Source organism: Streptomyces sp. NPDC048291 (genome assembly GCF_043201715.1).
In the GTDB taxonomy this organism is placed as follows: Bacteria; Actinomycetota; Actinomycetes; order Streptomycetales; family Streptomycetaceae; genus Streptomyces.
Window position 1 is genome coordinate 57,632 of record NZ_JBICZC010000024.1, and the last position, 26,642, is coordinate 84,273.

Genomic DNA, 26,642 nt, shown 5'->3' on the forward strand with positions numbered 1-26,642 from the left:
CTCCCTGCAACGCACCTCCCCCGTGGGTGCGTTGCACGGGGCCCCGGCCCGATCGGGGGAGGATGGCCCGGGGCCCCGCCGGGCGTCCGGGGACACCCGTGGGAAGCGGCACCCACGATGCCGCGCACACCCCCCTGCCACCACCGTCATCTTGTTGCAACGCGACCGGCGGAGGCGGTGTGATATCCGGTCACATCCGGGTATTACGGCGCCCCGCGCGAGGGGAGCTGTGTTGCGGACCTGGTCCGGACCGCTCATAGTTGCGCTGCGGAAGAGGCAGCAAATCGGGGGTGGAATGGGCGATGGCCGGGCACGGGACGGAGGAGCATCCACACGGCGCCGACCGGCTGTGCGCCGTCGGGGACCGGGTGTACTCCCGGGCCGTGCGCCGGGGCCGGGTGCCGCGCACGGACGCCGACGCGGTGCCCTGCCTGCTCGAACTGGCGCTGCTGCACCCCGACCCCGATGACATGGACTGGCTGGTGCCGACGGCGCCGCAGGAGGTCATGACCCGGCTGCTGCGCGGGGTGCACGACGAGGTGACGGAGAGCCAGCGGCGGGTGGGTTCGGCGGTCGAGGCGTTCGAGTGGTACGCCGGTCTGGGACGGCAGTTGCAGGCCGTGTCGCCCTCCGCGGAGGGCACGGCGGCCATCCGGGTGCTCGACGGGCTGTCCCGGATCCAGGCGGCCATGGACGAGGCGACGGAGGCCTGCACGCAGGAGGTGCTGACCGTGCAGCCGGGCGGCATCCGGCGGGAGTCGGAGCTGACCGAGGGGCTGCACCGCGCCGTCGCCCTGCGCGGGCGGGGCGTGCGGATGCGCGACCTGTACACGCATGTCGCCCGGCACGGCCAGGGCCTGCTCAACTACCTGGAGCTGATGGGCGACGCGGTCGAGGCCCGCACGCTCGACGAGGTCATCGACCGGCTCATCCTCTTCGACCGCACGGTGGCGTTCATCCCCGCGAACGCGGACCGCACGATGGCCCTGGAGCTGCGCCACCCCGCCCTCGTCGAGTACTTCGTCACGGTCTTCGAGCGCCTCTGGCGCCTCGCCATACCGCTCACCGCCCCGCTTCCCGACACCGGCATCGAGGGCATCTCGCACCGGGAGCAGTCCATCGCGGCGCTGCTCGCGGAGGGCCACCAGGACGCGGTCATCGCCGAACGCCTCGGCATCAGCGTCCGCACCTGCCGTGCGCACATCGCCCGCCTCTCCGAGACCCTCGGCGCGGCCAGCCGTACCCAACTGGGCGTGCGCATAGCCCAGGTGGGACTGGACCGGCCACCGGGCGGGGCGAGCACGGCCCCCGGCACGGCCTCGGACACGGTCAGCCTTCCTGACCAAGGATCCCCGAGCGTGCGATGAGGTAGCCGAGCTGGGCGCGGCTCTCGCTGCCGAGGGTGTCGGCGAGTTTGGCGATGTGGACGCGGGCGGTGCGGATGTTCATGCCGAGGCGTTCGGCGATGACCGCGTCGGTGTGGCCTTCGACGAGGAGTGCGGCGATGGCCTGCTGGCGGGGGGTGATGCCGTTGACGGTGGGGCGGAGCTCGGCCTTGGGGAACATCGGGGTGGCCAGGCGCCAGAGCCGGTCGAAGGCGGTGATCAGGTAGTCGACCAGTGCCGGGTGGCGGACTTCCAGGGCGAGGGTGCCGTCGCCGTTGGCGGGGAGGAAGGCGACCGACCGGTCCATGACGACGAGCCGGTCGGGTACCTCGTCGAGGCCGCGGGCCGTGCTGTCGCCCCTCAGGTCCTCGGCGTAGGCGTACACGTTGGGCACATGGCGCAGGGTGTTCTGGTAGAGCGTGCGGAACCGGCCGCCGCGGTCGAGGAACGCCTGGTCGCGTCCGAAGGCGGCGGGCAGGGCCTGGGCGCCGCGCTCGCCGATCAGACCGGCGTGCGGCTGGACGCACAGGACTTCCTGCCGGGCCTCCGTCATGGCCTCCCCGATGGCCTGGTTGATCCGCCGCGTGCCGCTCAGCAGCCGCAGTGCGGGGGAGTCCGTCGTCGTGCCGGGCGGTCCCTGGACGGTCATCAGCGGCTCGAAGAGCTCCACCAGGCGCTGCTCCAGCCGCCATTCCTCGGTGATGCGGGCGCGGGCCCCGCGCAGCAGCCGGTGCAGGGCGACGTCCGGGGCGACGGGCTCCAGCCGGCCGAGGTCGTCGAGCGCCGGGTGGAGCAGGCCGAGGTCCACGAGGCAGGGGGCCCCGGCGGCGTCCTTCGTGGACAACTGCCCGGAACGTAGGGCGAGTTCGTACAGTTTCGTCCCCGCGTCGCACAGGTCCTCGACGCCGTGCTCGGCATGAGAGTCGGTGGTCACGGCCTGCCGGCCTCCTCGGGGGGCGTCTGGTCCAGGATCCCGGACTGGGCTATCAGGAAGCCCAGCTGTGCGCGGCTGCCGCTGCCCAGGAGCTGGGCCAGCTTGGCGATGTGGGCCCGGCAGGTGCGGACGTTCATGCCGAGGCGCCGGGCGATGGCCTCGTCGACATGGCCCTCGATGAGGAGCTTGGCGATGGAGTGCTGGATCTCGGTGATGCCGTCGGGGGCGGTCTCGTAGGGCGCGCCGGCGCTCAGCGGGACCGCGCGGTTCCACATGAACTCGAAGACCTTGATCAGGTAGCGGACGAGTCCCGGGTGGCGGAGTTCGAGGGCGATCTCCCCGTCGTCGCGGGTCGGGATGAAGGCCACGGACTCGTCGCAGATGATCAGCCGCTCGACGAGTTCGTCGATCGTGCGGTACTCCACCTTGCCGTCGGTGAACTGGGCGACGTAGGCGAGCGTCTCGGGGCTGTAGCGGGCCGGATGCTGGTAGAGCGTGCGGATGCGGCAGCCGCGTTCGATCAGCGGCCGGTCGCGGTCCAGGGCCTTGGCGAGGGTGTGTTCCAGGCGGCGGCGGCTGGGCTGGACGGTGAGCATCTCGGTCTGGCACTGGGCGGTGGCCAGGTCCAGGGCCGCGTTGATCCGGTCCAGGCCCTCCAGCACCGTGATGGAGTGGGTGGTCGTCGTGGACTGGGCGCTGAGCGTCATGAACGGCTCGAAAGCGTCGGCCAGTTCGATCGCCGTCCGCCTGCGGTGGGTGATCTCGCTCTCGATCGGGTTCAGCCGCTGGGCGAGGGCGATCGAAGGGGGGACCGGGCGCAGCCAGTTCGGGTCGTCGGGATCGGCATGAAGGAGGGCGAATTCCATCAAACAAGGCGCGGGTTCCACATCCGCACGGGCGACGCGTCCCGTCCGGAGAGCGTTCCCGTAGAGACGGCGCCCGTCCTCGCACAGGTCGGTCAGCCCGTGGGGATGTGTCCGCTTAGTCTCGTTTGTTGTCAAATCTCCACCCCCCAGGGTCCTGAACGTGCAGGAACATGATGCATCGATTGTGTGGCCACGACGTGCCGGAATGCGCCATCGTCGTATTCGGACGGGGGAGAGGTGACCTTCAAATGAGGACGAAGCCGACTATGCATAAGAGAATGCTTCGCTCGGCGCTTGTCGCCGCCTTCTCCGCCGTTGTGGCCTTCGGGGCACTCGGCGGCCTCTCGGCGACGAAGAGTGATGTCGCGGGGGACAGTAGCTGGAGCGTTACTGCCGCCCGCAGTGACAGCAGTTGGGTGATCGTGGCGTCCGACGTCCCCGGGGACAGCTCCTGGGTCGCCCCGGCAGACAGCAGCTGGGCCGTCTCGTCATGACCACCCCACCCGACGACCGCTCCTTCCGCCGCGAAATGGCCACGGCCTACCGCTCGGGCTGGCACTTCATCGACCTTGTCACCGCGATCCCCCACTCCGGTGACTCGTTGATGGTGACCGTCTTCGGTGAGCCGGTCGTCGTCACGCGCGACGAGGACGAGGACGTACGGGCGTACCGGTGCCTGCGCAAGCCGCGGGGTGCCCCGCAGCCCGTGCGGTGCGCGATCCGGTACGGAATGATCTTTGTGAACCTGGACCAACGGGACCACCGGCTGGCTGAGCCGGATGTCCCGGACGTGAGGACCATCTCGGCCACCCCCCGCAGTGCCTGACGCGATTCCCCCGTCGTAAAAAGATCGCTCAGGTGCTTCCCCCCGCAGCGGCGTCACCGTGACCTGAACACGGTGACGCCGCTGCAGTTTTGGGCGGACATTTCGCGGTATCGACTGGATTCGGCCGAACTCCACCGTGGCTGAAACTGGCCGCCGGAACAGGGCGGCCGACCCGGCCCGCGCCCACCTCGCCCGCACCTCTCGCTTCCACCCGTCACCCCCGCTCCGCCGTGCCGCTCGGCACGCCTCCGGCTCCGCCCCGGCCGTCGGCCCTGCCCCGCCCCGGATGCCGGCCCGCCCCCCGGCGTCGCCCGCCGCCGCCCCGCCGCCCGGCACTCCTTCGCACTCGCTCCCCGGAAGGGCTCCCGCCCACACCTTGAGTGGAATAGACTCAACTTTGTGTACGTTGGCTGAGTCAGCCGAACGACGCCGAGGAGGAGAACGCGAACGTGGACGCCGAGCTGACCAACAGGAGCCGGGACGCGATCAACGCGGCCAGCAGCCGGGCCGTGACCGAGGGGCACGCGGACCTCACCCCTGCCCACCTGCTGCTGGCTCTGCTGGCCGGGCAGGACAACGAGAACATCACCGACCTGCTCGCGGCCGTCGACGCCGACCAGGCCGCCGTACGCCAGGGCGCCGACCGCGTACTGGCCGCGCTGCCCAGTGTGACCGGCTCCACGGTCGCGCCCCCGCAGCCCAACCGCGAACTGCTCGCGGTCCTCGCCGACGCCGGCGAACGCGCCAAGGAGCTCGGCGACGACTTCCTCTCCACGGAGCACCTGCTCATCGGCATCGCCGCGAAGGGCGGCGCGGCCGGCGAGGTGCTCGACCGGCAGGGCGCCACCGCGAAAAAGCTGGTGGAGGCCTTCCGGAAGGCGCGCGGCGGGCGCCGGGTGACCACCGCCGACCCCGAGGGCCAGTACAAGGCGCTGGAGAAGTTCGGCACCGACTTCACGGCCGCCGCCCGGGACGGCAAGCTCGACCCCGTCATCGGCCGCGACCAGGAGATCCGCCGGGTCGTGCAGGTGCTGTCCCGGCGCACCAAGAACAACCCCGTGCTCATCGGCGAGCCGGGCGTCGGCAAGACCGCCGTGGTCGAGGGGCTGGCCCAGCGGATCGTGAAGGGGGACGTCCCCGAGTCGCTGAAGGACAAGCGGCTGGTCTCGCTGGACCTCGGCGCGATGGTCGCGGGCGCGAAGTACCGCGGCGAGTTCGAGGAGCGGCTGAAGACCGTCCTCGCCGAGATCAAGGACTCCGACGGCCAGATCATCACGTTCATCGACGAGCTGCACACGGTCGTCGGCGCGGGCGCGGGCGGCGACTCCGCCATGGACGCCGGCAACATGCTGAAGCCGATGCTGGCCCGCGGCGAACTGCGCATGGTCGGCGCCACCACGCTCGACGAGTACCGCGAACGCATCGAGAAGGACCCGGCGTTGGAGCGCCGCTTCCAGCAGGTGCTGGTCGCCGAGCCGACGGTCGAGGACACGATCGCCATCCTCCGTGGCCTGAAGGGCCGTTACGAGGCCCACCACAAGGTGCAGATCGCGGACTCGGCGCTGGTCGCCTCCGCGACCCTCTCCGACCGCTACATCACCTCCCGCTTCCTCCCGGACAAGGCGATCGACCTCGTCGACGAGGCGGCCTCCCGCCTCCGCATGGAGATCGACTCCTCCCCGGTCGAGATCGACGAACTCCAGCGCTCCGTCGACCGGTTGAAGATGGAGGAGCTGGCGCTGGAGAAGGAGACCGACCCGGCCTCCCGGGACCGCCTGGAGAAGCTGCGCCGCGACCTCGCCGACAAGGAGGAGGACCTGCGCGGCCTCAACGCCCGCTGGGAACGCGAGAAGCAGTCCCTGAACCGGGTCGGCGAGCTGAAGGAGAAGCTCGACGCCCTGCGCGGCACCGCCGAACGCGCCCAGCGCGACGGCGACTTCGACACCGCCTCCAAGCTGCTGTACGGCGAGATCCCGCAGCTGGAGAAGGAGCTGGAGGCCGCGTCCGAGGCCGAGGAGGAGACGGCCAGGGACACCATGGTCAAGGAGGAGGTCGGCTCCGACGACATCGCCGACGTGGTGGCCGCCTGGACCGGCATCCCGGCCGGCCGGCTGCTGGAGGGCGAGACCCAGAAGCTGCTCCGGATGGAGGACGAGCTGGGCCGCCGCCTGATCGGCCAGACCGAGGCCGTCCGCGCGGTGTCGGACGCCGTACGGCGGTCCCGCGCCGGGATCGCCGACCCGGACCGGCCCACCGGCTCCTTCCTCTTCCTCGGTCCGACCGGCGTCGGCAAGACCGAACTCGCCAAGGCCCTCGCCGACTTCCTCTTCGACGACGAGCGGGCGATGGTCCGCATCGACATGTCGGAGTACAGCGAGAAGCACAGCGTGGCCCGGCTGGTCGGCGCCCCGCCCGGGTACGTCGGCTACGAGGAGGGCGGCCAGCTGACGGAGGCGGTCCGCCGCCGCCCGTACACCGTGGTGCTTCTGGACGAGGTGGAGAAGGCCCACCCCGAGGTCTTCGACATCCTGCTCCAGGTGCTGGACGACGGCCGCCTCACCGACGGGCAGGGCCGCACGGTCGACTTCCGCAACACGATCCTGGTGCTGACGTCGAACCTGGGCAGCCAGTACCTGGTCGACCCGGTCCTCGGTGAGGAGGAGAAGAAGCGGCAGGTCCTGGAGACGGTCCGGCAGTCCTTCAAGCCGGAGTTCCTCAACCGGCTCGACGACCTGGTCGTCTTCTCCGCCCTGGCCAAGGACGAACTGGCCCGGATCGCCCGGCTCCAGCTCGACCGGCTGGCCAAGCGCCTCGCCGACCGCAGGCTCGCCCTGGAGATCACCCCCGAGGCCCTGGCCTGGCTCGCCGAGGAGGGCAACGACCCGGCCTACGGCGCCCGCCCGCTGCGCCGCCTGGTCCAGACCGCCATCGGCGACCGGCTGGCCAAGGAGATCCTGGCCGGCGAGGTCAAGGACGGCGACACGATCCGGGTGGACGCGTTCGGGGAGGGGCTGATCGTGGGCCCGGTGACGGCGGAGGAGGCCGTGGAAAACGCCGGTCAGGAGACCGGAAAAACGCTCTGAGCGGAATTCCGCCAACGCGAGATGAACCCGCCGGGGCGGGGGTTGCCACCCCCCTCCCCGGATGGGGGAGGATGGCGGGATCCGTATGAAGGGAAAAACACGGTGACCATCGACCCGTCCTCGATTCCGAACTTCGGGGGCCAGCCCGAGCCGCAGCCCCAAGGACCGGCGGGCCCCGTCGTCCCGGATCAGGATCTTGTGAAGCAGCTCCTCGACCAGATGGAGCTGAAGTACGTCGTCGACGACGAGGGCGACCTCGCGGCGCCGTGGGAGCAGTTCCGCACGTACTTCATGTTCCGCGGCGAGGACGAGCAGGCAGTCTTCTCGGTGCGGACGTTCTACGACCGCCCCCACAAGATCGACGAGAAGCCGCAGCTCCTCGAGTCGATCGACGACTGGAACCGGCGGACCCTGTGGCCCAAGGTCTACACCCACACCCACGACGACGGCACCGTCCGTCTCATCGGTGAGGCCCAGATGCTGATCGGCACGGGCGTCGACATCAACCACTTCGTCTCGTCCACGGTCAGCTGGGTGCGGGCCGCGATCGAGTTCGACAAGTGGCTGGTCGAGCAGCTCGGCCTGGAAGAGGCCGTCAACGAGGCCGACGAGCCGGAAGACGGCGACGAGTAGGACCTACAGCGGTGTGTGCGCGTACACGACGAGGTACGTGCCGTAGCCGAACGAGAGCCCGGCCAGGGCCGTGACCACCACCGTCGCGTGCCAGGGCCGGGCTCTTGCCGTGCGGACCAGCGCCCGGGCCAGCGGCAGCAGCAGCGGGAAGGCCGGGAGCAGGAACCGCGGCTTCGACTCGAAGAAGCCCGAGCCGCCGAGCGCGATCAGCAGGAGCACGGCGGTATAGGCGAGCAGCGGGAGCGGGGCGCGGTCCAGGGCCAGCAGGGCGAACAGGACCACCGCCGCCGCCACGATCACCATCGTCATCGGGAAGACGAACCGGTCGCCGCGCAGCAGCAGCGTACGGACGAACGCCAGCGAGCCCCGGCCGAAGTCGAAGCGCGAGCCCCACAGCCGTTGTACGCCGAAGTAGCCGCCCAGCGCGTCGCCGGTGCGGCGGCCGACCCACAGGACGTACGCGGTCCAGCCCAGCGGGGCGAGCGCCGCGCCCGTCCACAGCCTGTGGGTAACCCGGCCGCGGGCGCGGTACACCTCGTGGCCGGCGGCGAGCAGGACGGCCGCCGCGACCGCGAAGCCGTTCGGGCGGGACAGGCCGGCCAGCGCGGCCAGGGCGCCCGCCCACAGCCAGTTCCGGGCCAGCACCGCGTACAGCGACCAGGCGGCGAAGGCGGTCAGAACCGGTTCCGTGTACGCCATGGACAGCACCACGGAGTGCGGGAGCAGCCCCCACAGCAGCACCAGCGCGGTGCCCACCGCACGGCCGTGCAGCCGGGCCCCCACCGCGTAGATCCCGCCCGCGGCGACGCCGGCGGCCGTCCACGACACCAGCAGCCCCGCGCCGGCCCCGCTGAGCGGGGTCACGGCCGTGAGGGTCCGGATGAGCGCCGGGTAGAGCGGGAAGAACGCCAGGTCGCTGTGGACGATGCCGGGGCCGAAGTACAGGGTGCGGCCGTAGCCGTGCGCCGCGATCCCCAGGTACCAGGCCGCGTCCCACGACCTGCCCAGCAGCGTCAGCGGATGCCGCCCGCCCGCCCAGGCGACCACCGCCAGCAAGGCCATGCCGGTGAGCCGGGCCGCCGCGAACAGCCCCACGGCCACCCCGCCCGCGGTGACGAGGGACAACCGGGTCTCGGGCCGCTGCGCGACGGGCGGGGCGAGGGCGGTGGTGCTGAGGTGGCTCACATTGGCACAGTGCCGGGCGAACGGGACACGTGCGAGAAATGTGCGCCCGATGGGGGCAGCGCCCCGTGTCGTGCCCCGTAAGGGGCGCGGGGAACTGCGCGACCAGCCCCCCCACGCACCCGCACGAACGGTGAACCCGAGGTCAGCCGTCCTCGGCCTGGTCCTCTTCCTCTTCCTCGTCCGCGTCGAAGCGCGGCAGCACGTTGGTGTCCATGCCGTACTCGCCGAAGAGATCGACCAGGGCCCTGGTCATGGCGTCCGGGCCGGGCTCGCGGACGATCACGAGGTCTGCGATCTTCCGGGGTGTCATGAAGCTGGCGGTCCACCCCTTGCCGTCACGGGCGCGGATGACCGCGTCGGCATCCTCGACGGTGTCGGCGTCGTCCTCCAGGCCGAGTACGTACGTGACGGAGAAGTCGTCCGTCTCCACGGTCACGAGCGGCTCATGGGCCATAGATCTTCTTCAACTCCTGGATGACGTTCGGCAACCCGGGCTCACCGGGTCGGTCCTAGGCGAGCTGCCGCAGCCGCTCCGCCGCCTCCTTCAGGACCTCCGCCCGCTTGCAGAACGCGAACCGTACGAAGGGTGCCCCCGCCTCCCGGTGGTCGTAGAAGACCGCGTTCGGGATGGCGACGACGCCCGCGCGGTCCGGCAGGGAGCGGCAGAAGGCGAAGCCGTCGGTCTCGCCGAGCGGGCGGATGTCGGTGGTGATGAAGTACGTCCCGGCGGTGTCGTAGACCTGGAAGCCCGCCTCCGTCAGGCCCGCCGCGAGGATGTCCCGCTTGGTCTGCATGTCCCGGCGGAACGCCTCGAAGTACGCGTCCGGGAGGGCGAGGGCTTCGGCGACCGCGTACTGGAAGGGGCCCGAGGCCACGTACGTCAGGAACTGCTTCGCCGAGCGCACCGCCGTGACCAGCTCCGGCGTCGACGTCACCCAGCCCACTCCGCGTTCACGCACCCATTCGACTGCGGGCGAAGGTCGGGATGTCTGTGGTGGCGGTGGATCTCGGGGAGCTGACCGGCTACTTGAGGTCGATCGTTCGGACCGGTTGCCCGGTGGTGCGGGCGATGGTTTCGAAGTCGTGGTCGTGGTGCAGCAGTGTGAGTCCTGCTTCTTCTGCGGCTGCGGCCACGAGAAGGTCGACAGCTCCGGCGCTTCGGTGCTCGCCCTTGGCGGTGAGCTCGCGCTGGACGACGCGGGCGCGCCGGTGGACGCCGTCGGGCATGGGGCACCAGGCGAACTGGTTCAGTCGTTCCTGGACGGCCTCGCGCCCTTTCGCGGAACGTGCGGAGTGGAGGACTTCCAGTTCCGTGAGGTCACACAGGGCGATCAGCCCGGCGCACATCCGCTGTTCCCATTCTTCGGTTGCCTGACCCAGCAGAACGCGAGCCAGGGCCGACGTATCGATGAGGTAGTCGGCAACGCTCACCGGGCGGAACCACCCCGGTAGTCGCGCTTGTCCAGGAGGAGTGCGACATCGAGGGTGCCTTCCTCCGCGAGATCCTGCAGTTCGTGCAGGGCACGCAGGCGCCGGTTGCGGGCGACGATCTCCCGTAGGGCGGTGTTGATGGTGTCCCGTTTCGTGGAAGTGCCCAGCTCCTTCGCCGCGGCTTCCAGTGCGTTCTCGCCAGGCTCTCAGCTTGCCGTTTCGAGGGGCATCAGCTTGCGTAGGCGCTCCTCGGCGAGGGGGCCCAGGAGTGCGTCGAGACGTCGGAAGATCTGGGCAGACCGCACTGACGGGCGGTCCTCTCCCGGTTCGGAGGCCGGCAGCCCAGGGTCGGTGCGCAGGAGTCGCCCCCAGTCCTCGGCGAGCAGGAGGAAGCGCGACAGGGCCTCCTCGGGGGAGGCGGGGGCCTCGTCCGTCCAGCGGTCGGCGAAGCCGAGATGCGCCTGGCGGAGCGCCTTCAGGTCCCAGGCCAGCGGTACCAGGCTCTCAGGCGAGGTCGGTGGGGTCGGGACGCCGTGGAAGGCCTGGACGAGGCCGAGGGAATCGGGTGGGAAGAAGTCGCCCACCAGTTCCTCGACGTCGATCCGGCCGGGGGCGACCCACAGGTTGGCCTGGGCCATGCCGAAGCCCGACCAGGCGAGCCGGGCGTGCAGTTGGTAGCGCAGGTTCCGCAGGCTTTCGGGGATCGGGCAGTTGAGGATCGTCCAGCCGCCATCGGCCTGCTCGAACGGCGTGGGCGAGAACATGCGCCTGCGGCCCCGGTCGAGCATCGCCACCGTGACGTCGGTCGGGGAGAACGCACTTGTCCGGCCCTGCTTGTGCCGCGTGAGCAGACCGCGGGTGACCATGCGGTTCAGCGCCGCGCGCCCGGCGGCATCAGAGACGCCAAGCGCCCCGAGGACCGTCAGGAAGACCTGGGCGGGCACCGGCCGCACCCGGGGCTCGACCGTTCCCGCCCGGCCGAGCACCTGAAGGCCGAGGAACTCCAGCACCAGTTCCTGGGGTGGCGGGGAGGACGGCGCCTTCCTCTCGATCGACGTGCTCATGACCTGATCCTACTCTGGCGACATTGGGCATAGTTTTGTGTTGACGCAAAATAATGCAACATGTTTCGATGGTGTCGAGCCGCCCGGAACACACCCACCCGCCCGGCGGCCACGGAGACGGGAGCAGAGCCATGACCGACGAAAGCCCGCTGGACGGCTTCGGCATCGGGGTGCGGTTCCGGTCGGCGAACCCGCTTGAGCAGTCCGACCCGCCGGTCCCCGACCTCGCGCCGGGCACGCGGATCCTCCCGGCCGGAAGCGTCCACGCCGAGGGTGCCCGCCCCCTCACCATCGACATCGAGGTCTTCGACGATGTCGCGATACCCCTGCGCGACGGCGTCACCCTGTACGGCGACGTCTACCGCAAGGCCGGAGACGGACCCGTTCCGGCCGTGCTGATCTACACCCCGTACGTGAAGCGCGGCGGCTGGTGGAACCACAGCCATGCCGTCGCCAACTTCGGCGTGCCCGCCGAGCACGTCTCCGGCCTCCAGCCGTTCGAGGCGCTCGACCCCGCCTACTGGTGCGAGCACGGCTACGCGATCGTGGTGGTCGACGCCCGTGGCACCGGCCACTCCGAGGGCGACATGCTGTTCATGGGCACGGCCGAGGGCCGCGACGCCTACGGCACCGTCGAGTGGATCGCCGCCCAGGAGTGGTGCACCGGCAAGGTCGCGATGGCCGGGAACTCCCAGCTCGCCATGGTCCAGTGGGCCGCCGCCGCGCTCAGGCCCCCGCACCTCACCGCGATCGCGCCGTGGGAGGGCCTCACCGACACCTACCGCTACGTCATCGGCCGCGGTGGCATCCCCGACACCGCCTTCCACGACGACGACATCATCGGCAACCTCGTCGGACTCGGCCGCTTCGAGGACATGACCGCGATGCTCGCCGAGCACCCCACCGACAACGCCTACTGGGCCGACAAGCGCGCCGACCTGTCCGCCGTCGACATCCCCGCCTACGTGGTGGCGAGCTGGACGAACGCCATCCACAGCGGCAGCACCGAGGCCGGATTCCGGCAGCTCGCCTCGACCGACAAATGGCTGCGGATCCACAACACGATGGAATGGGTCGACATCGCCACCCCCGACAGCGTCGACGACCTACGCCGCTTCTTCGACCACTACCTCAAGGGCGCCGACAACGGCTGGGAGACCACCCCCCGCGTCCGCTACGCCATCATCGACCCCGGCGGCCAGGACACCCACCACACCGCCGACACCTGGCCGCCGGCCCCTCTCACGGCGACCACCCTCTACCTCGACGCGGCCACCGGCACTCTCACCCCCGACCGGCCGACCACCCCATCTTCGATCTCCTACGACTCCACCGACCCGGCCGCCGCCGCGACCTTCCGCTACACCGTCACCAGGACCACCGAACTCCTCGGCCCGGTCAACCTCCGTCTCTGGGTCGAGACCAGCGAGGGCAACGACCTCGACCTCTTCGCCGCCGTCTACAAACTCGGCACCGACGGCGAACTCGCCTACCACGTCCCCTTCCCCGGCCTGGCCGACCTGATCGACGCTCTGGCCAAGGAAGGTCCGCTCCCGGCCCCACTCGCCTACTCGGGCCCCGCCGGACGCCTGCGCGTCTCCCACCGCGCCCTCGACCCTGACAAGTCCACCAACCTGGCCCCCTACCTCAGCCACGCCCGCGAGGAACCCGTCGAGCCCGGCACGCCCGTCCAGGTCGACCTCGGCCTGTGGCCTACCGGCATGCGCGTCAACCCCGGCGAGACCCTCGTCGTCGAGATCGCCGGCCACTACGCCGGCCCCTTCACACCCCCACGCGGCACAGGAGGCGACCCCAACACCCCGATCCCCACCCTCAACACCGGCACCCACACCATCCACACCGGCGGCCACCACACCTCCGCCGCCCTCCTCCCCATCACGCGGTGAACATCCACCACTAGCGAAAACCGAAGGGTGCGGCGCTTGGCCGGGTAGCCCGGGGGAATCTCACCCCCGGGCTACCCATTGATCCGTACGTGACAGTCTTCCGTCATACGGCTCTTGTCACTCTGGTCACTTGACGGCCGGTTTCACCCAGATCCAGTGCACGGAGTACCGAGGTCTTCGGGCTGCGGCCCGTCACCCACCGATTACCCGGTGAAGGTTTGCGTACTGGCGGCTGCCGAGTTCGATCGGCCGGTCTGCACTTGTTCGAGTGCAGACCACCTTGGGAGTCGACCCGTTCATGCCAGTGACTGCCTTGCCTCGGTCTCATTCGGGGCGAAGGCGCGTGAGTTCAGGACGCCAGGCGTCGCAGGCGGTTGCCTGCCTCGTCAAGGACTTCGTCCTTCTTGCAGAAGGCGAAGCGGACCTGGCTGCGGCCGACGGCGGGGTCGTCGTAGAAGACGGAGTTGGGGACGGCGACGACGCCGCAGCGTTCGGGGAGCGCGCGGCAGAAGGCGTAGGCGTCCTTCTGGCCGAAGGGGGTGATGTCGGTGGTGATGAAGTACGTGCCCTGGGGCTGGTAGACCTCGAAGCCGGCCGCGCGCAGGCCGTCGCCGAGCAGGTCGCGCTTGCGGCGGAGGTCGGTGCGGAAGCTGTCGAAGTAGGAGTCCGGCAGGCGCAGCGCCTCGGCGATCGCGTACTGGAAGGGACCCGACGCGACGTACGTCAGGAACTGCTTGGCGGAGCGTACGGCGGACGTGAGTTGTTGGGTCGCTGTGACCCAACCGACCTTCCAGCCGGTGAAGGAGAACGTCTTGCCGGCCGAGCCGATGGTGACCGTGCGCCCGCGCATGCCGGGGAGGGTGGCGAGGGGCACGTGCTCCGCCTCGTCGTAGACCAGGTGCTCGTACACCTCGTCCGTGACGACCAGCAGGTCGCGCTCCACCGCCAGTTCGGCGATCGCGGTCAGCTCGGCGCGGGTGAGGACCGTGCCGGTCGGGTTGTGCGGGGTGTTGACGAGGAGGAGGCGGGTGCGCGGGGTGACGGCCGCGCGGAGTTCGTCCAGGTCGAGGCGGAAGGCGCCGGCGTCGGGCCGCAGGGTGACCGGGACCCGGGTGCCGCCCGCCATCGCGATGCTCGCCGCGTAGGAGTCGTAGTACGGCTCCAGGGCGACGACCTCGTCCCCGGGCTCCACGAGGGCGAGCAGGGCGGCCGCGATGGCCTCCGTGGCGCCCGCCGTGACCAGGACCTCGGCGTCCGGGTCGTACGACAGCCCGTACCGGCGCGCCTGGTGCGCGGCGATCGCGGTGCGCAGTTCGGGGACGCCCGGGCCCGGCGGGTACTGGTTGCCGCGGCCCTCGCGGAGCGCGCGTACGGCCGCCTCGCGGACCTCCTCCGGGCCGTCGGTGTCCGGGAAGCCCTGGCCCAGGTTGATGGCGCCGGTGCGCAGGGCGAGGGCGGACATCTCGGCGAAGATCGTGGTGCCGAACTCGGCCAGCCGGCGGTTCAGGAGGGGGCGTTCGCTGGAGGTCATGCCGGTCATCCTGACCCCGGGCCCCGGGGTTCCTCAACCCGGCCCGGCCGCCGGGCGGCACCTGCGGCGATGCCCCGACGGCGGTACCGGCTGCGGTCGCGGTGCCGGGGGATTGCGGCCATGCTGGCAGGAGAGCATGGCCGACTTCGCGCGGGCACCGCGCCCCGGTGACCGCGCTGCACAGGAAGGCTGCCGCCATGACAACGGTGCCGAGCACGCCACAGCGAGGACACGGGGAGCCGGGCGGCGGCGCGACGGTCGACGGCGCGTCCATGTTCGCCGGGAGCATGATGATGCTCAGCGGCCCCCTCAGCATCCTGATGGGGGCGTCCGGCATCGCCCACGACACCCTGTTCGCCGCGTCCCGGTACTCCTACCGGTTCGACCTGACGGCCTGGGGCTGGATCCACCTCGTGATCGGGCTGGCCCTCGTCGTCGCCGGCCTGGGCGTGCTGACGGAGCAGGGCTGGGGCCGCGGGGCCGGCATAGCCGTGGCGGCGCTCAGTCTGATCAGCCAGTTCATGTTCGTTCCGTACTACCCGCTGTGGGCCATCCCCGTGATGACCCTCGACCTCCTGATCCTGTTCGCGCTGACCAGGGGCCGGCTGTCCTGAGGGACCCTCAGAAGTTCCTCAACTCCGCTTTGGCCGCCACGACGGCCGGGCATCCCCAGTCCACGCCGCGCTCTCGCGGCGGCCGGGGCGCCCACGGGGGGTCGCCTTCGGGGGAACGGAAAGAAGGTGACGCCATGGGCACCGTCTTCATCGTGGTGGTGGCAGCGGTCGTCTGCCTCGCGATCGTCGCGTCGGCGGTCCGCCGGGGCGGCGGGACCAAGGGGGCGTACCGCAGCGGCGGTTCCTCGTCCTACGACAGCTCCGGCAGCTGGTGGGCCGGGGGCTCGGGTGGGTCGTCCTCGCACGGCGGAGGTCACCACGGCGGTGGCCACTCCTGCGGCGGCGGGCACTCCTCGTGCGGTGGCGGGTCGTCCTGCGGGGGCGGCTCGTCGTGCGGCGGTGGCGGGGGCTGCGGCGGGGGCAGCTGAGCCGTCCGGCGGTGACCGGGAACCGGGGCGTCCGGACGGAGAGCAGGGGAGCTCTCGCCGGACGCCCCGGCGCGCGCCGGAATCGGTGGGGCGCACAACTTGGTTGAACAGTTGAGCTGTGGAGCCCTCTGAGGGATGGAAACCCCACGAAGTTGGGTAAAAACGCTGTGGCGGCACCACAGTTCATGATTCCCTCTAAATCACCAAAGCGGCGCCTCGGACGTCCTGACGACACCCTCCCCCGGCTGGGCCGGCCGGGCCGATCTCCCGGTGTCGACCGAGGTGCGCCGGACCACCCTCCTCCCCTTTGCGTTTTAGCGGAGCCGATCCATGCTCACGACCCTGAACACCTCCTACACCGATACGCGCGCGGCCGACCTCGCCTGGGCCCTGGGGCGCGAGCCGCTGCCCGCCCTGGCCACCCTCGACCTGGAGCTGACCGGGGCGAAGCTGCAGCTGAGACTGCTCGGCGCGTCCCACCAGGTACTCCTGGAGGAGGAGTGCGGCGGCTGTTCGGAGACGGTGGCGTGCATCCCGGGGTCCAGCACCCCCCTGCCGCTCGGGGTCGCCAAACGCATCGGCGACTGGGAGTACGAGTTCGCGGCCCGCGTCGAGGTGCTGTCACCCGGCTCCTTCGCGGGCCGCGCCCAGGAACTGCTGGCCCTCGTCTCCGAGCATCCGCACGGCCTGGCCGGGGTCTTCCCGGGCAGCCCGCACGCGTTCACGGCGATGCTGGCCCAGCGCCACGAGGGCCAGGTGCACTGGCGCACCTGGCACGCGTACCCGCAGGACGGCCAGCTGGTCGCGACCCGGACCCGGGTCGGCGTACGGGTCCAGGTGTCCCAACCCGTGGCCGGATGACATAAACCAACGGGGCGTCAAAGGGCCCCGAGTTCCACACGTGTGGGTGACGAAGCGTACCGAGCGAGTGACGTAACGTCGCAGAGTGATCGATCCGCACGCACCGGCCCCTCCCGGCACACCGCCGCCCTGGGGCTCCCCCGCGCCGCTGCCCGTGCGGCCGGGGACGGGCCGCTTCCTGGTCCTGGCGTGCGTGTTCGTCTGCGCGGCCTGCGGACTGGTGTACGAACTCGAACTGGTCGCCCTCGCCTCGTACCTGATCGGCGACTCGGTCACCCAGGCCTCCGTCGTGCTGTCCGTGATGGTCTTCGCGATGGGCGTCGGCTCGCTCGGCGCGAAACGGCTGCGCTGGCACGCGGCGGCCGGGTTCGCCGCGGTGGAGGCCGCGCTGGCACTGGTCGGCGGGTGCAGCGCCATGGCGCTCTACGCCGTCTTCGCCTGGACCGGCGGCTGGGGCGGCCTGTGGGCGGCCGGCCCGCGCTGCCTCCTGGTCGCCTTCTCCCTCGCCATCGGCCTGCTCATCGGCGCCGAGGTGCCGCTGCTGATGGAGCTCATCCAGCGCATCCGCCGCCAGGACGCGGGCGGCGCGGTCGCCGACCTGTTCGCCGCCGACTACGTGGGCGCGCTCGTCGGCGGCCTCGCCTTCCCGTTCCTCCTGCTGCCCTTTCTCGGCCAGCTGACCGGCACCCTGCTCACCGGCACCGTCAACGTGGTCGCCGGGGGCGCCCTGGTCCTCGGCCTGTTCCGCCGCGACCTGTCCCGGCGGGCCCGCTGGACCCTGCTCGTCGCCAACGTCACCGTCCTCGGTCTCCTCGCCTCCGCTGCCGTCCTCGTCGGCGACTTCGAACGGGCCGCACGGCACGCCGTCTACGGCGCCGACGTCCGGGTCGCCCTCCAGACGGACGTCCAGGAGATCGTCCTCACCGGCGGCACCCGCGGCCGGCCCCTCGACCTCTTCCTGGACGGCCGCCTGCGGGTCGGCGGCCGGGACGAACGCCGGTACCACGAAGCCCTCGTCCACCCCGCGCTGACCGGCCCGCACGCGCGCGTGCTGATCCTCGGCGGCGGCGACGGCATGGCCGCGCGCGAGGTGCTGCGCCACCCCGGCGTCGACCGCGTCGACATCGTCGAACTCGACGCGGGCCTGGTCCGCCTCGCCCGCCACGACCCCGCCCTCTCCGCGCTCAACGGCCACGCCTACGACGACCCGCACGTCCACGTCTTCACCGCCGACGCCTTCCACTGGCTGCGCGAGGCCCCCCGCTCCGGCTACTCCGGTTACGACGTCGTCATCGCGGACCTGCCCGACCCCGGCATCACCGCCAGCACCAAGCTGTACTCCCAGGAGTTCTACGGCCTCGTCCGCCGCGCCCTCGCCCCCGGCGGCCGGCTGGTCGTGCACGCCGGACCGGTCCAGGCCCGCCCGCACGCCTTCTGGACGGTCGCCGCGACCCTGCGGGCGGCGGGCCTTGCCACCACCCCCTACCGGGTCCTCGGCGAGGACGCCGGGTTCACCCCGGGCCCCGACCGCTCGGCGGGCGAGTCCAGGGCCCCGCACGACTGGGGCTTCATCCTCGCGACGGCGGGTTCCCGCGGGCCGCCGCTCCGCCTCCCGGCGGACGGCGCGCGGCTGCGGACGCTCACGGACGGGGGACTGCGGCGGGACGCCCTGCCGACGCCGCCGGCCGGGCTGCCACCGCCGTCGACGCTGGTGCACCCGCGGTACTGAGCGGACCCGTGCGTCGGGGAGGGTGTGCCGGACCGACTCGTGGGTAGGCTCAGTCGCCATGGAGCACCAGGTGTACGTCCCGGCCCCCGCCTCGCGGCTGCGGGAGGCGCTGGCCGACCCCGCGCGGGTCGCCCGGGCGGTCCCCGGCCTCCAGCAGGACGCGGGCGCGGACCCCGGCACCGGCCGCCTCAAGGTGCGTATCGGCAGCCACTCGATCACCTACCGGGGCTCCCTGCGCGTGAGCGCCCACGACGACGGTTCCTACGCGGTCGACGGCGACGCCACCGAGGCCCGCGGCACCGGCACGGTGAAGCTGGCGCTGACCTTCCGCCTCGCGGAGACGGGCGAGGGGTGCACCGTCACGGTGACCGGGACGGCCTCCGCCGACGGGCGGGTCGCGGAGCTGCCGGCGGAGGCGGTGGAGTCGGCGGCGACGAGGCTGCTGAGCCGCTTCGCGGAGGGGCTGGGGGAGGCGCCCGCCGCCGAACCGGCTGCCACGGTCTTCGAGACGGAGGTCCCGCCGCCGTCGCTCGCGCCGGAACCGGAGCCGGAACCCCAGCCGGGGCCGGAGCCGGTGGTGGAGCCGCTTCCCGAGATCTTCGCCGAGGCGGCGCACGCACGCCGCACGATGATCGGCCGCAGCGCGGAGGAGGTCGACCACGCGCCGCCGCGAGGCCGGTACGCGCCGGTCCCGGCGCCCCAGACGGTGGTCGGAAGCTCGGCCCTCCGCTGGGCCGCCCCCGCGGCAGCACTGGCACTGGCCTCGGCGATCGTGGTGACGAGAGCACTGCGGCGACGCCGGTGAGCCGTGCGAGTGGGCTGGAGCCGGGGGGTGGGGACGCTTCCCCGGCGCTAGCCGAGTGCCGCCGCGCCCACCCGTGCCGCCCTGCGGCACGCCTGCCCGCAGCTAGGTAGCCCCGCAAGGGGCGCGGGGAACTGCGCGACCAGCCCCCACCGGCCCGCGGTGGACCGGCTGCCCGCAGCTGGGTCGTGCCCCGCAAGGGGCGCGGGGAACTGCGCGAGCACCCCCCACCCACCCGCACCCGAAACACGAGGCGTGTCCCCCACTACTCTCGTCACGTGAGTAACGAAGACATCACGCTGACCGCAGGCGACGTCACCCTGCACCTGCATCCCGGCAACGGCGGCCGGATCGCCGGACTCGAGGTCGGGGACCTCGAACTGCTCCGGCAAGGCGAGCGGTTCGGCTGCTTCCCGATGGTGCCGTGGTGCGGCCGGATCAGGGACGGCCGTTTCCTCGACGGCGCCACCGTCGTCCAGATGCCCCTCAACTCCCCACCGCACGCCATCCACGGCACCGCCCGCGACGGCGCCTGGCGCACCGCGCGGGTCTCCGCGACCGAGGCCGTGATCACCCGCGAACTCGGCGCCCCCTGGCCGCACCCCGCCCGCGTCACCCACGTCGTACAACTCGCTGAGGACTCGCTGACGCTGACGATGTCCGTGGAGACGTACGACGACTCCTTCCCGGCCCAGATCGGCTGGCACCCCTGGTTCAACCGGAACCTCGGCGGCCAGGACGCCCAGGTGGACTTCGCCCCCGCCTGGCAGGAGGAGCGCGGCAGCGACCACCTGCCCACCGGCAACCGGATCGACCCGAAGCCCAGCCCCTGGGACGACTGCTTCGGCATGCCCGACGGAGTCGACGTCACCCTCACCTGGCCGGGACAGCTGCGGCTGAAGGTCGCCAGCCGCGAACAGTGGGTCGTGGTCTACGACGAGCAGGCGGAGGCCGTCTGCGTGGAACCGCAGACCGGACCGCCCAACGGGCTGAACACGCTGCCCCGGCTCGTCACCCCCATCGAGCCCCTGGAAGCCACGACCACCTGGACGTGGACGCGCCTCTAAGCTGGTCGGCATGACGGACGTCAACGAAGTAATGCCGCAAGGCACCCGCGCTGAGCTGCTGCAACAGATCAAGGACAAGGCCGTGGTGCACGGCAGGGTGACCCTGTCGTCGGGGCTGGAGGCCGACTACTACGTCGACCTCCGCCGCGTCACCCTCGACGGCGAGGCCGCCCCGCTGGTCGGCCAGGTGCTGCTGGACCTGACCGCCGACCTGGAGTTCGACGCCGTCGGCGGGCTCACCATGGGCGCCGACCCGGTCGCCGGCGCGATGTTGCACGCGGCAGCCGCCCGCGGCAGGCGTCTCGACGCCTTCGTCGTACGCAAGGCGGCGAAGGCGCACGGCATGCAGCGCCAGGTCGAGGGCCCGGAGATCAAGGGCCGGCGCGTCCTGGTCGTCGAGGACACCTCCACCACCGGCGGCTCCCCGCTCACCGCCGTGGAGGCCGTGCGCGCGGCCGGCGCCGAGGTGGTCGCCGTCGCCACCATCGTGGACCGGGCGACGGGCGCCGCCGAGAAGATCCAGGAGGGCGCCGGGGTGCCGTACCTGTTCGCCTTCTCGAAGGATGAACTGGGGCTGGACTGACACCCCTGTTGACGAGTGGGATTGACCCGGATTTGACCTGCGCCCGGCGCATCGGTTCATGTCTGGAAAGATGGGGACGACGATGACGTCGCCCCCACACAGGTCTAGGTCAGGGCCGTAGAGAACCAGCAGTACCCGACCCGCACACCCAAGGAGCGGACAGATGCCCATCGCAACCCCCGAGGTCTACAACGAGATGCTCGACCGGGCGAAGGCAGGCAAGTTCGCCTACCCGGCCATCAACGTCACCTCGACCCAGACCCTGCACGCGGCGCTGCGCGGCTTCGCGGAGGCGGAGAGCGACGGCATCGTCCAGATCTCCACGGGTGGTGCCGAGTTCCTGGGCGGCCAGTACAAGAAGGAGATGGTGACCGGCTCGGTCGCGCTCGCCGAGTTCGCGCACATCGTCGCCGAGAAGTACCCGGTCAACGTCGCGCTGCACACGGACCACTGCCCGAAGGACAAGCTCGACGGGTACGTGCGTCCGCTGCTCGCGATCTCCGAGGAGCGCGTGAAGAACGGCCGCAACCCGCTCTTCCAGTCGCACATGTGGGACGGCTCGGCCGAGACCCTCGCCGACAACCTGGCCATCGCGCAGGAGCTCCTGGAGCAGGCCCGCCGCGCCAACATCATCCTCGAGGTCGAGATCACCCCGACCGGCGGCGAGGAGGACGGCGTCTCGCACGAGATCAACGACTCCCTCTACACCACGGTCGACGACGCGATCCGCACCGCCGAGGCGCTCGGCCTCGGTGAGAAGGGCCGCTACCTGCTCGCCGCCTCCTTCGGCAACGTGCACGGCGTGTACAAGCCGGGCAACGTCGTGCTCCGCCCCGACCTGCTCAAGGAGCTGAGCGACGGCGTCGCCGCCAAGTTCGGCAAGCCGTCGCCGTTCGACTTCGTCTTCCACGGCGGCTCCGGCTCCACCGAGCAGGAGATCCGCACCGCGCTGGAGAACGGCGTCGTGAAGATGAACCTGGACACGGACACCCAGTACGCCTTCACCCGTCCGGTCGCCGACCACATGTTCAGGAACTACGACGGCGTCCTGAAGGTCGACGGCGAGGTCGGCTCCAAGAAGACCTACGACCCGCGCACCTGGGGCAAGCTCGCCGAGGCGGGCATGGCCGCGCGTGTCGTCGAGGCCACACAGAACCTGCGCTCGGCGGGCAACAAGATCAAGTAAGCCGCATTACGGTCAGGACCCGGCGTTCGTCTGTCTACGGCGCCGGGTCCGCTGTATACCTGGAACCATGCCCGACGTCCGGATCGCCTCAGCCCAGGGCAAGTGGATCCTGCTCACCACGGTCCTCGGCTCCAGCATGGCGCTGCTGGACTCCACCGTCGTCAACGTGGCGCTGCCGCGCATCGGCGACGACCTGGACGCGAGCCTGTCCGCGCTCCAGTGGACGATCAACGCGTACATGCTGACGCTGGCCGGCCTGATCCTGCTCGGGGGCTCGCTCGGCGACCAGTACGGCCGCCGGAAGATCTTCGTGATCGGCGTCGTCTGGTTCGCGGCGGCGTCCCTGATGTGCGGCCTCGCCCCGACCGACGCCGTACTGATCGGCGCCCGCGCCCTCCAGGGCATCGGCGGCGCCCTCCTCACCCCCGGTTCCCTCGCCCTCATCCAGGCCTCCTTCCACCCCGACGACCGGGCCCGCGCCGTCGGCCTGTGGTCCGGCTTCGGCGGCATCGGTGCGGCGATCGGACCGTTCCTGGGCGGCTGGCTGGTGGACGGGCCGGGCTGGCGCTGGGTCTTCCTCCTCAACGTCCCGCTGGCGCTGCTCTGCGTCCCCGTCGCCCTGCGCCACGTCCCCGAGTCCGCCGACGGCCGCGCCCACGGCCGCTTCGACGTCCTCGGCGCGGTGCTGGGCGCCCTGGCCCTCGGCCTCGTGACCTTCGCGCTGATCGAGGCCGGGACCGCGTCCCTGCTCGCCGTGGCGGGCGTCGCGGCCGGCGTGGCCTTCGTGTACGTCGAGAAGCGCCGCCAGGACCCGATGCTCCCGCTGGACATCTTCGGCTCCCGCCAGTTCACGGCGCTCAACGTCGTCACCCTGTGCGTGTACGGCGCGTTCGGCGGCTACTTCTTCCTCACCGCGCTCCAACTCCAGGTGGTGGCGGGCTACTCGGCCCTGGCCGCCGGTACGGCGCTGCTGCCGACGACCGCCCTGATGCTGCTCTTCTCGGCCCGCTCGGGTGCCCTCGCCGACCGCATCGGCCCCCGCATCCCCCTCACGGTCGGCCCGCTGCTGTGCGCCACCGCGATGCTCCTGATGCTGCGGGTCGGCGAGCACGCGAACTACCTGACGGACGTCCTCCCGGCGGTCCTGGTGCAGGGCGTCGGCATGGTCGTCCTGGTGGCCCCGCTGACCGCCTCCGTCCTCGCCTCCGTGGACACGACCAGGGCGGGCATCGCCAGTGGCATCAACAACGCGGCGGCCCGCGCCGCCAGCCTGATCGCGGTGGCGGCGCTGCCGCTGCTCGCGGGGATGGGCCCGGAGGCGTACCGGTCGGCCTCGGCGTTCGACGCGGCCTTCCACCGGGCAATGCCCATCTGCGCCGGCGTCCTGGTCGTCGGCGCGGCCCTGGCCTTCGCCCTGGTCCGCAGGCCGGCCCCGGGCTGCGTACGCCCGGAGTGCCGTACCCACGGGAACGTGACGTCACCGCCGATCGAGGCGGAGGGCCGGCCCTAGGCGCCGGTGGCCGCTGCTGGTGGCTGGGGCCGGCGGCCAGGGCCGGTGGCTGCTGCCGGTGGTTACTGCCGGCGGTGGAGCAGGGCGGTCCGCAGGTCGTGCTCGGTGATCTGGTCGGCGGAGCGGTGGAGCGTCCAGCGGTGCGGCTCGCCGCCGTCCATGGGCAGTACCTCGACGACGGTCTCCGGCGGTGGGCAGCCCCGTGCGTCGCCGCTGAGCTGGCGGATCACGACGGCGGTGTCGTCGTCCAGGCCGAGCAGGACGCGCACGGTATTCCTCAGTTCGCGCAGACGCGGGCTCGGCCAGGCGCTTCCCGGGCGTGGTTCCAGGCGCACGGGCGGTGCCTCTCGGCGTCGGGCCCGGAACACGGCCGCCTGCCAGAGCGCGAGGCACAGCAGCGTGCCGGTCTCGGCGAGGAGGCTGAGGGCGGCCTGCGGCGCGGGCCGCAGACCGCGTTCGGTGAACCCGAACACGCCCACCGTGCGCGAGGCCGCGAAGCCGCCGAGGGCGCCGAGCGCGACGCCGGCCGCGGCGGCCCGCAGCAGCGGGGGCGGTGTGCCCGCCGCCAACAGGACGGCGAGGGCGAAGGAGGCACCGGCCTGGAGGAGGAACAGCGGGCCGACGACATGGACGAAGCGGTAGCCGTCGGCGTAGAGCTGCGCGTGGATGTAGCCGCCGGCGGCGAGGGTCGCGGCGGTCGCCCACCGCAGGGCGCGGACGAGGAGTGTTCGGCTCTTCATGCCAGCCTCTGATCCTTGACGGCCAGTTCGCGGTCGCCCCGGTGGTAGCCGACGCTGCGGATGCCGAGCGCCGCCTTGAGCTGCCGGGCGGGGACCACCTGCGGGGTGGGGGCGGGGGCACGGCCCGGTTTCGGCAGGGGGTAGGCGGTGGTGGTCGCCGAGTGGAAGGTGATGTTGCCCTCGGTCTTGCTGAACAGCTGGTGGACATGGCCGTTGAGACAGGTGACCGAGGAGAAACGGCGCAGCAGGGCGATGACCTTGAGGGCGTCGTCGGTGCTCCAGCCCCACTTCGGGTACATCGCGAACAGCGGGATGTGGCTGAAGACCACGACGGGGGTGTCCGAGGACAGGCCGGCGAGGTCCTTGCGGACGAAGTCGATCTGGTCGTTGCCGAGGTGGCCGAGCTTCTCCAGGCTCAGGGTGTTGACCAGGGCGACGAAGTGCACGCCGTGGGTGTCGAAGCTGTACCAGCCGTCGCCGAGGGTGCCCGTGCCGAAGGTCCGCCGGTAGGCGCGGCCCGCGTCGCCGATGGAGTCGTGCTCGCCGGGCACGGTGAAGACGCGGTCCGTCCTCAGTTTCGCCATCATCTGCTTGACCTGGTCGAACTGCCCGGCCGTGGACAGGTGGGTCAGGTCGCCGCTGTGCATGACGAAGTCGGGCCTGAACCCGAGCGAGTTGACCTGGTTCACCGCTTCGGTGAACGAGCCGGCCACGTCCGTGTTCGCCGGTCCCTGGAAACCGATGTGGCTGTCGGAGACCTGCACGAACCGGAGCGTGCCGCTGTCCGCGGCGGCCGTACGGGCGGCGGTACCGGCGGTACCCGCGCTACCGGTGGCGGCCGCCGCGGTGGAGCCCCGGGCGCCGGCGATCTGGCTGATCACCTCTCCACCGGCCACGGTCAGCACCACCGCACCGCCGAACCACCCGGCGTGCCGCATGAGTTGGCGACGCGTCATGCCGTGTTCCGCGGCGGGTTCGTCGTGGGCGTCGTATGCGGTCATCGGGTCACCTCCACGGTGGCGGTCATGAACGGATGGACGGTGCAGAGGTAGGCGTAGGTGCCGGGCTTGGTGAACGTGTAGCTGTAGGCGGCGTGGGTGGCCAGGGCGGCGGAGTGCAAGGGGCCGCCCGGACTCGTGCTGGTGACCGTGTGGGCGTCGGTGTCCTGGTTGGTCCAGGTCACCGTCGTGCCCGCCGTCACCTTCAGCGTGGCCGGGGAGAACGCGAAGTTCTTGATCGCGACGGCGGTCCCGGTCACCGGCGTGCCCGTGCCCTTGCCCGCGATCGAGTGGCTCGCGCGCATGTCCATGCCGGGCATCGAGGAGGGGTGCGGCGACGGGGCGTGCGGCGAGGGGGCGTGCGGCGAGGGGGCGCAGGAGCTGAGGAGCCCCAGCGTGCCGGCGGTGGCCAGGGCGGCGAGGGCCAGCCCCGCCGCGGTACGTGATCGTCGGCCTGGTATGCGGAAGTTCGGGTGCATGGCGCTCGGTCCGTCCTTTGCCGGGTGGGAAGTCGGTTCCTGTCCGGCTCCACGGACGGCGAGGGCCATACGGTTCGGCATATGTACACTTTTGCGAGATTTCTTCGCGGTGGCGCGGAGCGTCACCTGTGCCGATCTGTGCGTTACGGGACAAAGAACCGCATGTGCGCGATGATCGACTTATGCCCCGGAGTTTCCGAAAGCGCGATCAAAGGGTTGATCCGGATCGCTCCGCGCGCCGTGTCTCCGGTAGAGGAACGCTTTCGACCGCGGACGAGGAGCTGCTGCGCACTCTGTACGCGGAGCACGCAGGGCCCCTGTTCCACTACGTGCTGCGACTGACATCGGGAGACCGGCAATGGGCGGAGGACGTGGTCCAGGAGACGCTGCTGCGGGCGTGGCAGCACCCCGCCGCGTTCGAGCCCGCGCGCGGCCCGGCCCGGGCCTGGCTGTGCACGGTCGCCCGGCACCTGGTCATCGACGCCCACCGGGCCCGGCGGGCCAGGCCGGCCGAGACGGGCGGCGAGGCGCTGGAGTGGGCCGCCGAGCAGACGCCGGGCGAGGACGAGATCGAGCAGGCACTGCAGAGCTGGGCGGTCGCCGACGCCCTGCGGGCGCTGTCCCCGGACCACCGCGCGGTGCTGCTGGAGACCTACTACCGGGGGCGCACCATGGCGGAGGCCGCGCAGGCGCTGGGCATTCCGCTGGGCACCGTGAAGTCGCGGACGTACTACGCCCTGCACGCCCTGCGGCTGGCGCTCCAGGAGCGGGGGATCGAGCCGTGACCGTGATGTGCGGGA

At 71.5% G+C, this 26,642-nt stretch carries 26 protein-coding genes and 1 pseudogene; 15 read left to right on the plus strand and 12 right to left on the minus strand.

Annotated elements, in window-relative coordinates:
- Positions 1–302: 302 nt before the first annotated feature.
- Positions 303–1,367: a LuxR C-terminal-related transcriptional regulator gene (locus ACGF5O_RS46105; RefSeq protein ID WP_393815935.1), complete on the plus strand. Its 1,065-nt coding sequence runs from the start codon at positions 303–305 to the stop codon at positions 1,365–1,367.
- On the opposite strand, the gene ACGF5O_RS46110 is transcribed toward ACGF5O_RS46105, so the two are convergent.
- Positions 1,330–2,319, minus strand: a complete 990-nt coding sequence (locus ACGF5O_RS46110) for a helix-turn-helix transcriptional regulator (RefSeq protein WP_393815936.1) — start codon at positions 2,317–2,319, stop codon at positions 1,330–1,332. The two genes, ACGF5O_RS46105 and ACGF5O_RS46110, sit on opposite strands and share 38 nt — an antisense overlap.
- A complete protein-coding gene (locus tag ACGF5O_RS46115) occupies positions 2,316–3,320 on the minus strand; it encodes a helix-turn-helix transcriptional regulator (RefSeq protein ID WP_393815937.1) in 1,005 nt (334 codons plus the stop codon). The genes ACGF5O_RS46110 and ACGF5O_RS46115 overlap by 4 nt, the downstream gene beginning before the upstream one ends.
- Before the next feature lie 355 nt (positions 3,321–3,675).
- Between ACGF5O_RS46115 and ACGF5O_RS46120 the strand changes: the two genes are divergently transcribed.
- The 3 genes from ACGF5O_RS46120 to ACGF5O_RS46130 all read left to right on the plus strand — a co-directional run bounded on the left by ACGF5O_RS46120 (position 3,676) and on the right by ACGF5O_RS46130 (position 7,727).
- Positions 3,676–4,011 (plus strand): hypothetical protein, encoded by a 336-nt coding sequence (locus ACGF5O_RS46120; protein WP_089100103.1) that lies wholly within the window; start codon positions 3,676–3,678, stop codon positions 4,009–4,011.
- A gap of 449 nt (positions 4,012–4,460) precedes the next feature.
- The gene (clpB, locus tag ACGF5O_RS46125; protein WP_393815938.1) at positions 4,461–7,094 is read left to right on the plus strand and encodes an ATP-dependent chaperone ClpB; all 2,634 of its coding nucleotides are present in this window, start codon (positions 4,461–4,463) and stop codon (positions 7,092–7,094) included.
- Positions 7,095–7,196: 102 nt separating this feature from the next.
- Positions 7,197–7,727 carry a YbjN domain-containing protein gene (locus ACGF5O_RS46130; RefSeq protein WP_351486951.1) on the plus strand — a complete coding sequence of 177 codons (531 nt, stop codon included), beginning with the start codon at positions 7,197–7,199 and terminating at the stop codon, positions 7,725–7,727.
- 3 nt (positions 7,728–7,730) lie between these two features.
- Here the strand turns inward: ACGF5O_RS46130 and ACGF5O_RS46135 are convergent, their stop codons facing one another.
- The 6 genes and pseudogenes from ACGF5O_RS46135 to ACGF5O_RS46160 form a co-directional block, all read right to left on the minus strand.
- Positions 7,731–8,912, minus strand: coding sequence for a hypothetical protein (locus tag ACGF5O_RS46135; RefSeq protein ID WP_393815939.1), 1,182 nt, complete (start codon positions 8,910–8,912; stop codon positions 7,731–7,733).
- Between the two features lie 142 nt (positions 8,913–9,054).
- Positions 9,055–9,366 carry a hypothetical protein gene (locus ACGF5O_RS46140; protein ID WP_393815940.1) on the minus strand — a complete coding sequence of 104 codons (312 nt, stop codon included), beginning with the start codon at positions 9,364–9,366 and terminating at the stop codon, positions 9,055–9,057.
- Positions 9,367–9,421: 55 nt separating this feature from the next.
- Positions 9,422–9,856, minus strand: a pseudogene (locus ACGF5O_RS46145) (aminotransferase class I/II-fold pyridoxal phosphate-dependent enzyme); the annotation flags it as partial.
- Positions 9,857–9,935: 79 nt separating this feature from the next.
- Positions 9,936–10,343 (minus strand): PIN domain nuclease, encoded by a 408-nt coding sequence (locus tag ACGF5O_RS46150; protein WP_393815941.1) that lies wholly within the window; start codon positions 10,341–10,343, stop codon positions 9,936–9,938.
- Positions 10,340–10,531, minus strand: a complete 192-nt coding sequence (locus ACGF5O_RS46155) for a type II toxin-antitoxin system VapB family antitoxin (protein WP_393815997.1) — start codon at positions 10,529–10,531, stop codon at positions 10,340–10,342. The genes ACGF5O_RS46150 and ACGF5O_RS46155 overlap by 4 nt, the downstream gene beginning before the upstream one ends.
- An 18-nt stretch (positions 10,532–10,549) precedes the next feature.
- On the minus strand, positions 10,550–11,407 hold the full coding sequence (locus ACGF5O_RS46160) for a PaaX family transcriptional regulator C-terminal domain-containing protein (RefSeq protein ID WP_393815942.1): 858 nt from the start codon (positions 11,405–11,407) through the stop codon (positions 10,550–10,552).
- A 131-nt stretch (positions 11,408–11,538) separates the two neighbouring features.
- On the opposite strand from ACGF5O_RS46160, the gene ACGF5O_RS46165 reads away from it, so the two are divergent.
- Positions 11,539–13,314 carry a CocE/NonD family hydrolase gene (locus tag ACGF5O_RS46165; protein WP_393815943.1) on the plus strand — a complete coding sequence of 592 codons (1,776 nt, stop codon included), beginning with the start codon at positions 11,539–11,541 and terminating at the stop codon, positions 13,312–13,314.
- Between the two features lie 349 nt (positions 13,315–13,663).
- Here the strand turns inward: ACGF5O_RS46165 and ACGF5O_RS46170 are convergent, their stop codons facing one another.
- Positions 13,664–14,854 (minus strand): pyridoxal phosphate-dependent aminotransferase, encoded by a 1,191-nt coding sequence (locus ACGF5O_RS46170; protein WP_393815944.1) that lies wholly within the window; start codon positions 14,852–14,854, stop codon positions 13,664–13,666.
- 188 nt (positions 14,855–15,042) lie between these two features.
- On the opposite strand from ACGF5O_RS46170, the gene ACGF5O_RS46175 reads away from it, so the two are divergent.
- The 9 genes from ACGF5O_RS46175 to ACGF5O_RS46215 all read left to right on the plus strand — a co-directional run bounded on the left by ACGF5O_RS46175 (position 15,043) and on the right by ACGF5O_RS46215 (position 23,625).
- Positions 15,043–15,459, plus strand: a complete 417-nt coding sequence (locus ACGF5O_RS46175; RefSeq protein WP_393815945.1) for a hypothetical protein — start codon at positions 15,043–15,045, stop codon at positions 15,457–15,459.
- 134 nt (positions 15,460–15,593) lie between these two features.
- Positions 15,594–15,887, plus strand: coding sequence for a hypothetical protein (locus ACGF5O_RS46180; RefSeq protein WP_393815946.1), 294 nt, complete (start codon positions 15,594–15,596; stop codon positions 15,885–15,887).
- A gap of 330 nt (positions 15,888–16,217) precedes the next feature.
- Entirely contained in the window at positions 16,218–16,748 is a 531-nt protein-coding gene (locus ACGF5O_RS46185) for a DUF2617 family protein (protein ID WP_393815947.1), read from the plus strand.
- An 85-nt stretch (positions 16,749–16,833) separates the two neighbouring features.
- Positions 16,834–18,477 carry a polyamine aminopropyltransferase gene (locus tag ACGF5O_RS46190; RefSeq protein WP_393815948.1) on the plus strand — a complete coding sequence of 548 codons (1,644 nt, stop codon included), beginning with the start codon at positions 16,834–16,836 and terminating at the stop codon, positions 18,475–18,477.
- A 58-nt stretch (positions 18,478–18,535) separates the two neighbouring features.
- Complete coding sequence (locus ACGF5O_RS46195; RefSeq protein ID WP_393815949.1) at positions 18,536–19,282, plus strand: SRPBCC family protein; 747 nt, start codon at positions 18,536–18,538, stop codon at positions 19,280–19,282.
- A gap of 275 nt (positions 19,283–19,557) precedes the next feature.
- Entirely contained in the window at positions 19,558–20,346 is a 789-nt protein-coding gene (locus ACGF5O_RS46200) for an aldose 1-epimerase (protein ID WP_393815950.1), read from the plus strand.
- A 10-nt stretch (positions 20,347–20,356) separates the two neighbouring features.
- Positions 20,357–20,929 carry an orotate phosphoribosyltransferase gene (gene pyrE, locus ACGF5O_RS46205; RefSeq protein WP_393815951.1) on the plus strand — a complete coding sequence of 191 codons (573 nt, stop codon included), beginning with the start codon at positions 20,357–20,359 and terminating at the stop codon, positions 20,927–20,929.
- A gap of 163 nt (positions 20,930–21,092) precedes the next feature.
- Positions 21,093–22,115: a class II fructose-bisphosphate aldolase gene (gene fbaA / locus ACGF5O_RS46210; protein WP_393815952.1), complete on the plus strand. Its 1,023-nt coding sequence runs from the start codon at positions 21,093–21,095 to the stop codon at positions 22,113–22,115.
- A 67-nt stretch (positions 22,116–22,182) separates the two neighbouring features.
- Positions 22,183–23,625 carry an MFS transporter gene (locus ACGF5O_RS46215; RefSeq protein WP_393815953.1) on the plus strand — a complete coding sequence of 481 codons (1,443 nt, stop codon included), beginning with the start codon at positions 22,183–22,185 and terminating at the stop codon, positions 23,623–23,625.
- Between the two features lie 62 nt (positions 23,626–23,687).
- Here ACGF5O_RS46215 and ACGF5O_RS46220 read toward each other — a convergent pair whose 3' ends face one another.
- Genes ACGF5O_RS46220 through ACGF5O_RS46230 form a run of 3 tightly spaced genes read right to left on the minus strand, consistent with a single transcriptional unit; the run spans position 23,688 to position 25,842 of the window.
- Positions 23,688–24,365 carry a hypothetical protein gene (locus tag ACGF5O_RS46220; protein WP_393815954.1) on the minus strand — a complete coding sequence of 226 codons (678 nt, stop codon included), beginning with the start codon at positions 24,363–24,365 and terminating at the stop codon, positions 23,688–23,690.
- A complete protein-coding gene (locus ACGF5O_RS46225; protein ID WP_393815955.1) occupies positions 24,362–25,366 on the minus strand; it encodes a metallophosphoesterase family protein in 1,005 nt (334 codons plus the stop codon). Before ACGF5O_RS46225 ends, ACGF5O_RS46220 begins: the two co-directional genes overlap by 4 nt.
- On the minus strand, positions 25,363–25,842 hold the full coding sequence (locus ACGF5O_RS46230; protein ID WP_393815956.1) for a plastocyanin/azurin family copper-binding protein: 480 nt from the start codon (positions 25,840–25,842) through the stop codon (positions 25,363–25,365). The genes ACGF5O_RS46225 and ACGF5O_RS46230 overlap by 4 nt, the downstream gene beginning before the upstream one ends.
- Positions 25,843–26,024: 182 nt before the next feature.
- Between ACGF5O_RS46230 and ACGF5O_RS46235 the strand changes: the two genes are divergently transcribed.
- Positions 26,025–26,627, plus strand: a complete 603-nt coding sequence (locus ACGF5O_RS46235) for a sigma-70 family RNA polymerase sigma factor (protein WP_393815957.1) — start codon at positions 26,025–26,027, stop codon at positions 26,625–26,627.
- Positions 26,628–26,642 lie beyond the last annotated feature (15 nt).

What these genes read in the sequence shown, in the direction of transcription:
- ACGF5O_RS46230 (WP_393815956.1), bottom strand. Translation starts at nt 25,842, where the DNA reads ATGCACCCGAACTTCCGCATACCAGGCCGACGATCACGTACCGCGGCG.
- ACGF5O_RS46175 (WP_393815945.1), top strand. Translation starts at nt 15,043, where the DNA reads ATGACAACGGTGCCGAGCACGCCACAGCGAGGACACGGGGAGCCGGGC.
- ACGF5O_RS46185 (WP_393815947.1), top strand. Translation starts at nt 16,218, where the DNA reads ATGCTCACGACCCTGAACACCTCCTACACCGATACGCGCGCGGCCGAC.
- ACGF5O_RS46195 (WP_393815949.1), top strand. Translation starts at nt 18,536, where the DNA reads ATGGAGCACCAGGTGTACGTCCCGGCCCCCGCCTCGCGGCTGCGGGAG.
- ACGF5O_RS46235 (WP_393815957.1), top strand. Translation starts at nt 26,025, where the DNA reads ATGCCCCGGAGTTTCCGAAAGCGCGATCAAAGGGTTGATCCGGATCGC.
- ACGF5O_RS46215 (WP_393815953.1), top strand. Translation starts at nt 22,183, where the DNA reads ATGCCCGACGTCCGGATCGCCTCAGCCCAGGGCAAGTGGATCCTGCTC.
- ACGF5O_RS46180 (WP_393815946.1), top strand. Translation starts at nt 15,594, where the DNA reads ATGGGCACCGTCTTCATCGTGGTGGTGGCAGCGGTCGTCTGCCTCGCG.
- ACGF5O_RS46120 (WP_089100103.1), top strand. Translation starts at nt 3,676, where the DNA reads ATGACCACCCCACCCGACGACCGCTCCTTCCGCCGCGAAATGGCCACG.
- ACGF5O_RS46170 (WP_393815944.1), bottom strand. Translation starts at nt 14,854, where the DNA reads ATGACCGGCATGACCTCCAGCGAACGCCCCCTCCTGAACCGCCGGCTG.
- ACGF5O_RS46105 (WP_393815935.1), top strand. Translation starts at nt 303, where the DNA reads ATGGCCGGGCACGGGACGGAGGAGCATCCACACGGCGCCGACCGGCTG.
- pyrE (WP_393815951.1), top strand. Translation starts at nt 20,357, where the DNA reads ATGACGGACGTCAACGAAGTAATGCCGCAAGGCACCCGCGCTGAGCTG.
- ACGF5O_RS46165 (WP_393815943.1), top strand. Translation starts at nt 11,539, where the DNA reads ATGACCGACGAAAGCCCGCTGGACGGCTTCGGCATCGGGGTGCGGTTC.
- ACGF5O_RS46140 (WP_393815940.1), bottom strand. Translation starts at nt 9,366, where the DNA reads ATGGCCCATGAGCCGCTCGTGACCGTGGAGACGGACGACTTCTCCGTC.
- ACGF5O_RS46220 (WP_393815954.1), bottom strand. Translation starts at nt 24,365, where the DNA reads ATGAAGAGCCGAACACTCCTCGTCCGCGCCCTGCGGTGGGCGACCGCC.
- fbaA (WP_393815952.1), top strand. Translation starts at nt 21,093, where the DNA reads ATGCCCATCGCAACCCCCGAGGTCTACAACGAGATGCTCGACCGGGCG.
- ACGF5O_RS46225 (WP_393815955.1), bottom strand. Translation starts at nt 25,366, where the DNA reads ATGACCGCATACGACGCCCACGACGAACCCGCCGCGGAACACGGCATG.
- ACGF5O_RS46160 (WP_393815942.1), bottom strand. Translation starts at nt 11,407, where the DNA reads ATGAGCACGTCGATCGAGAGGAAGGCGCCGTCCTCCCCGCCACCCCAG.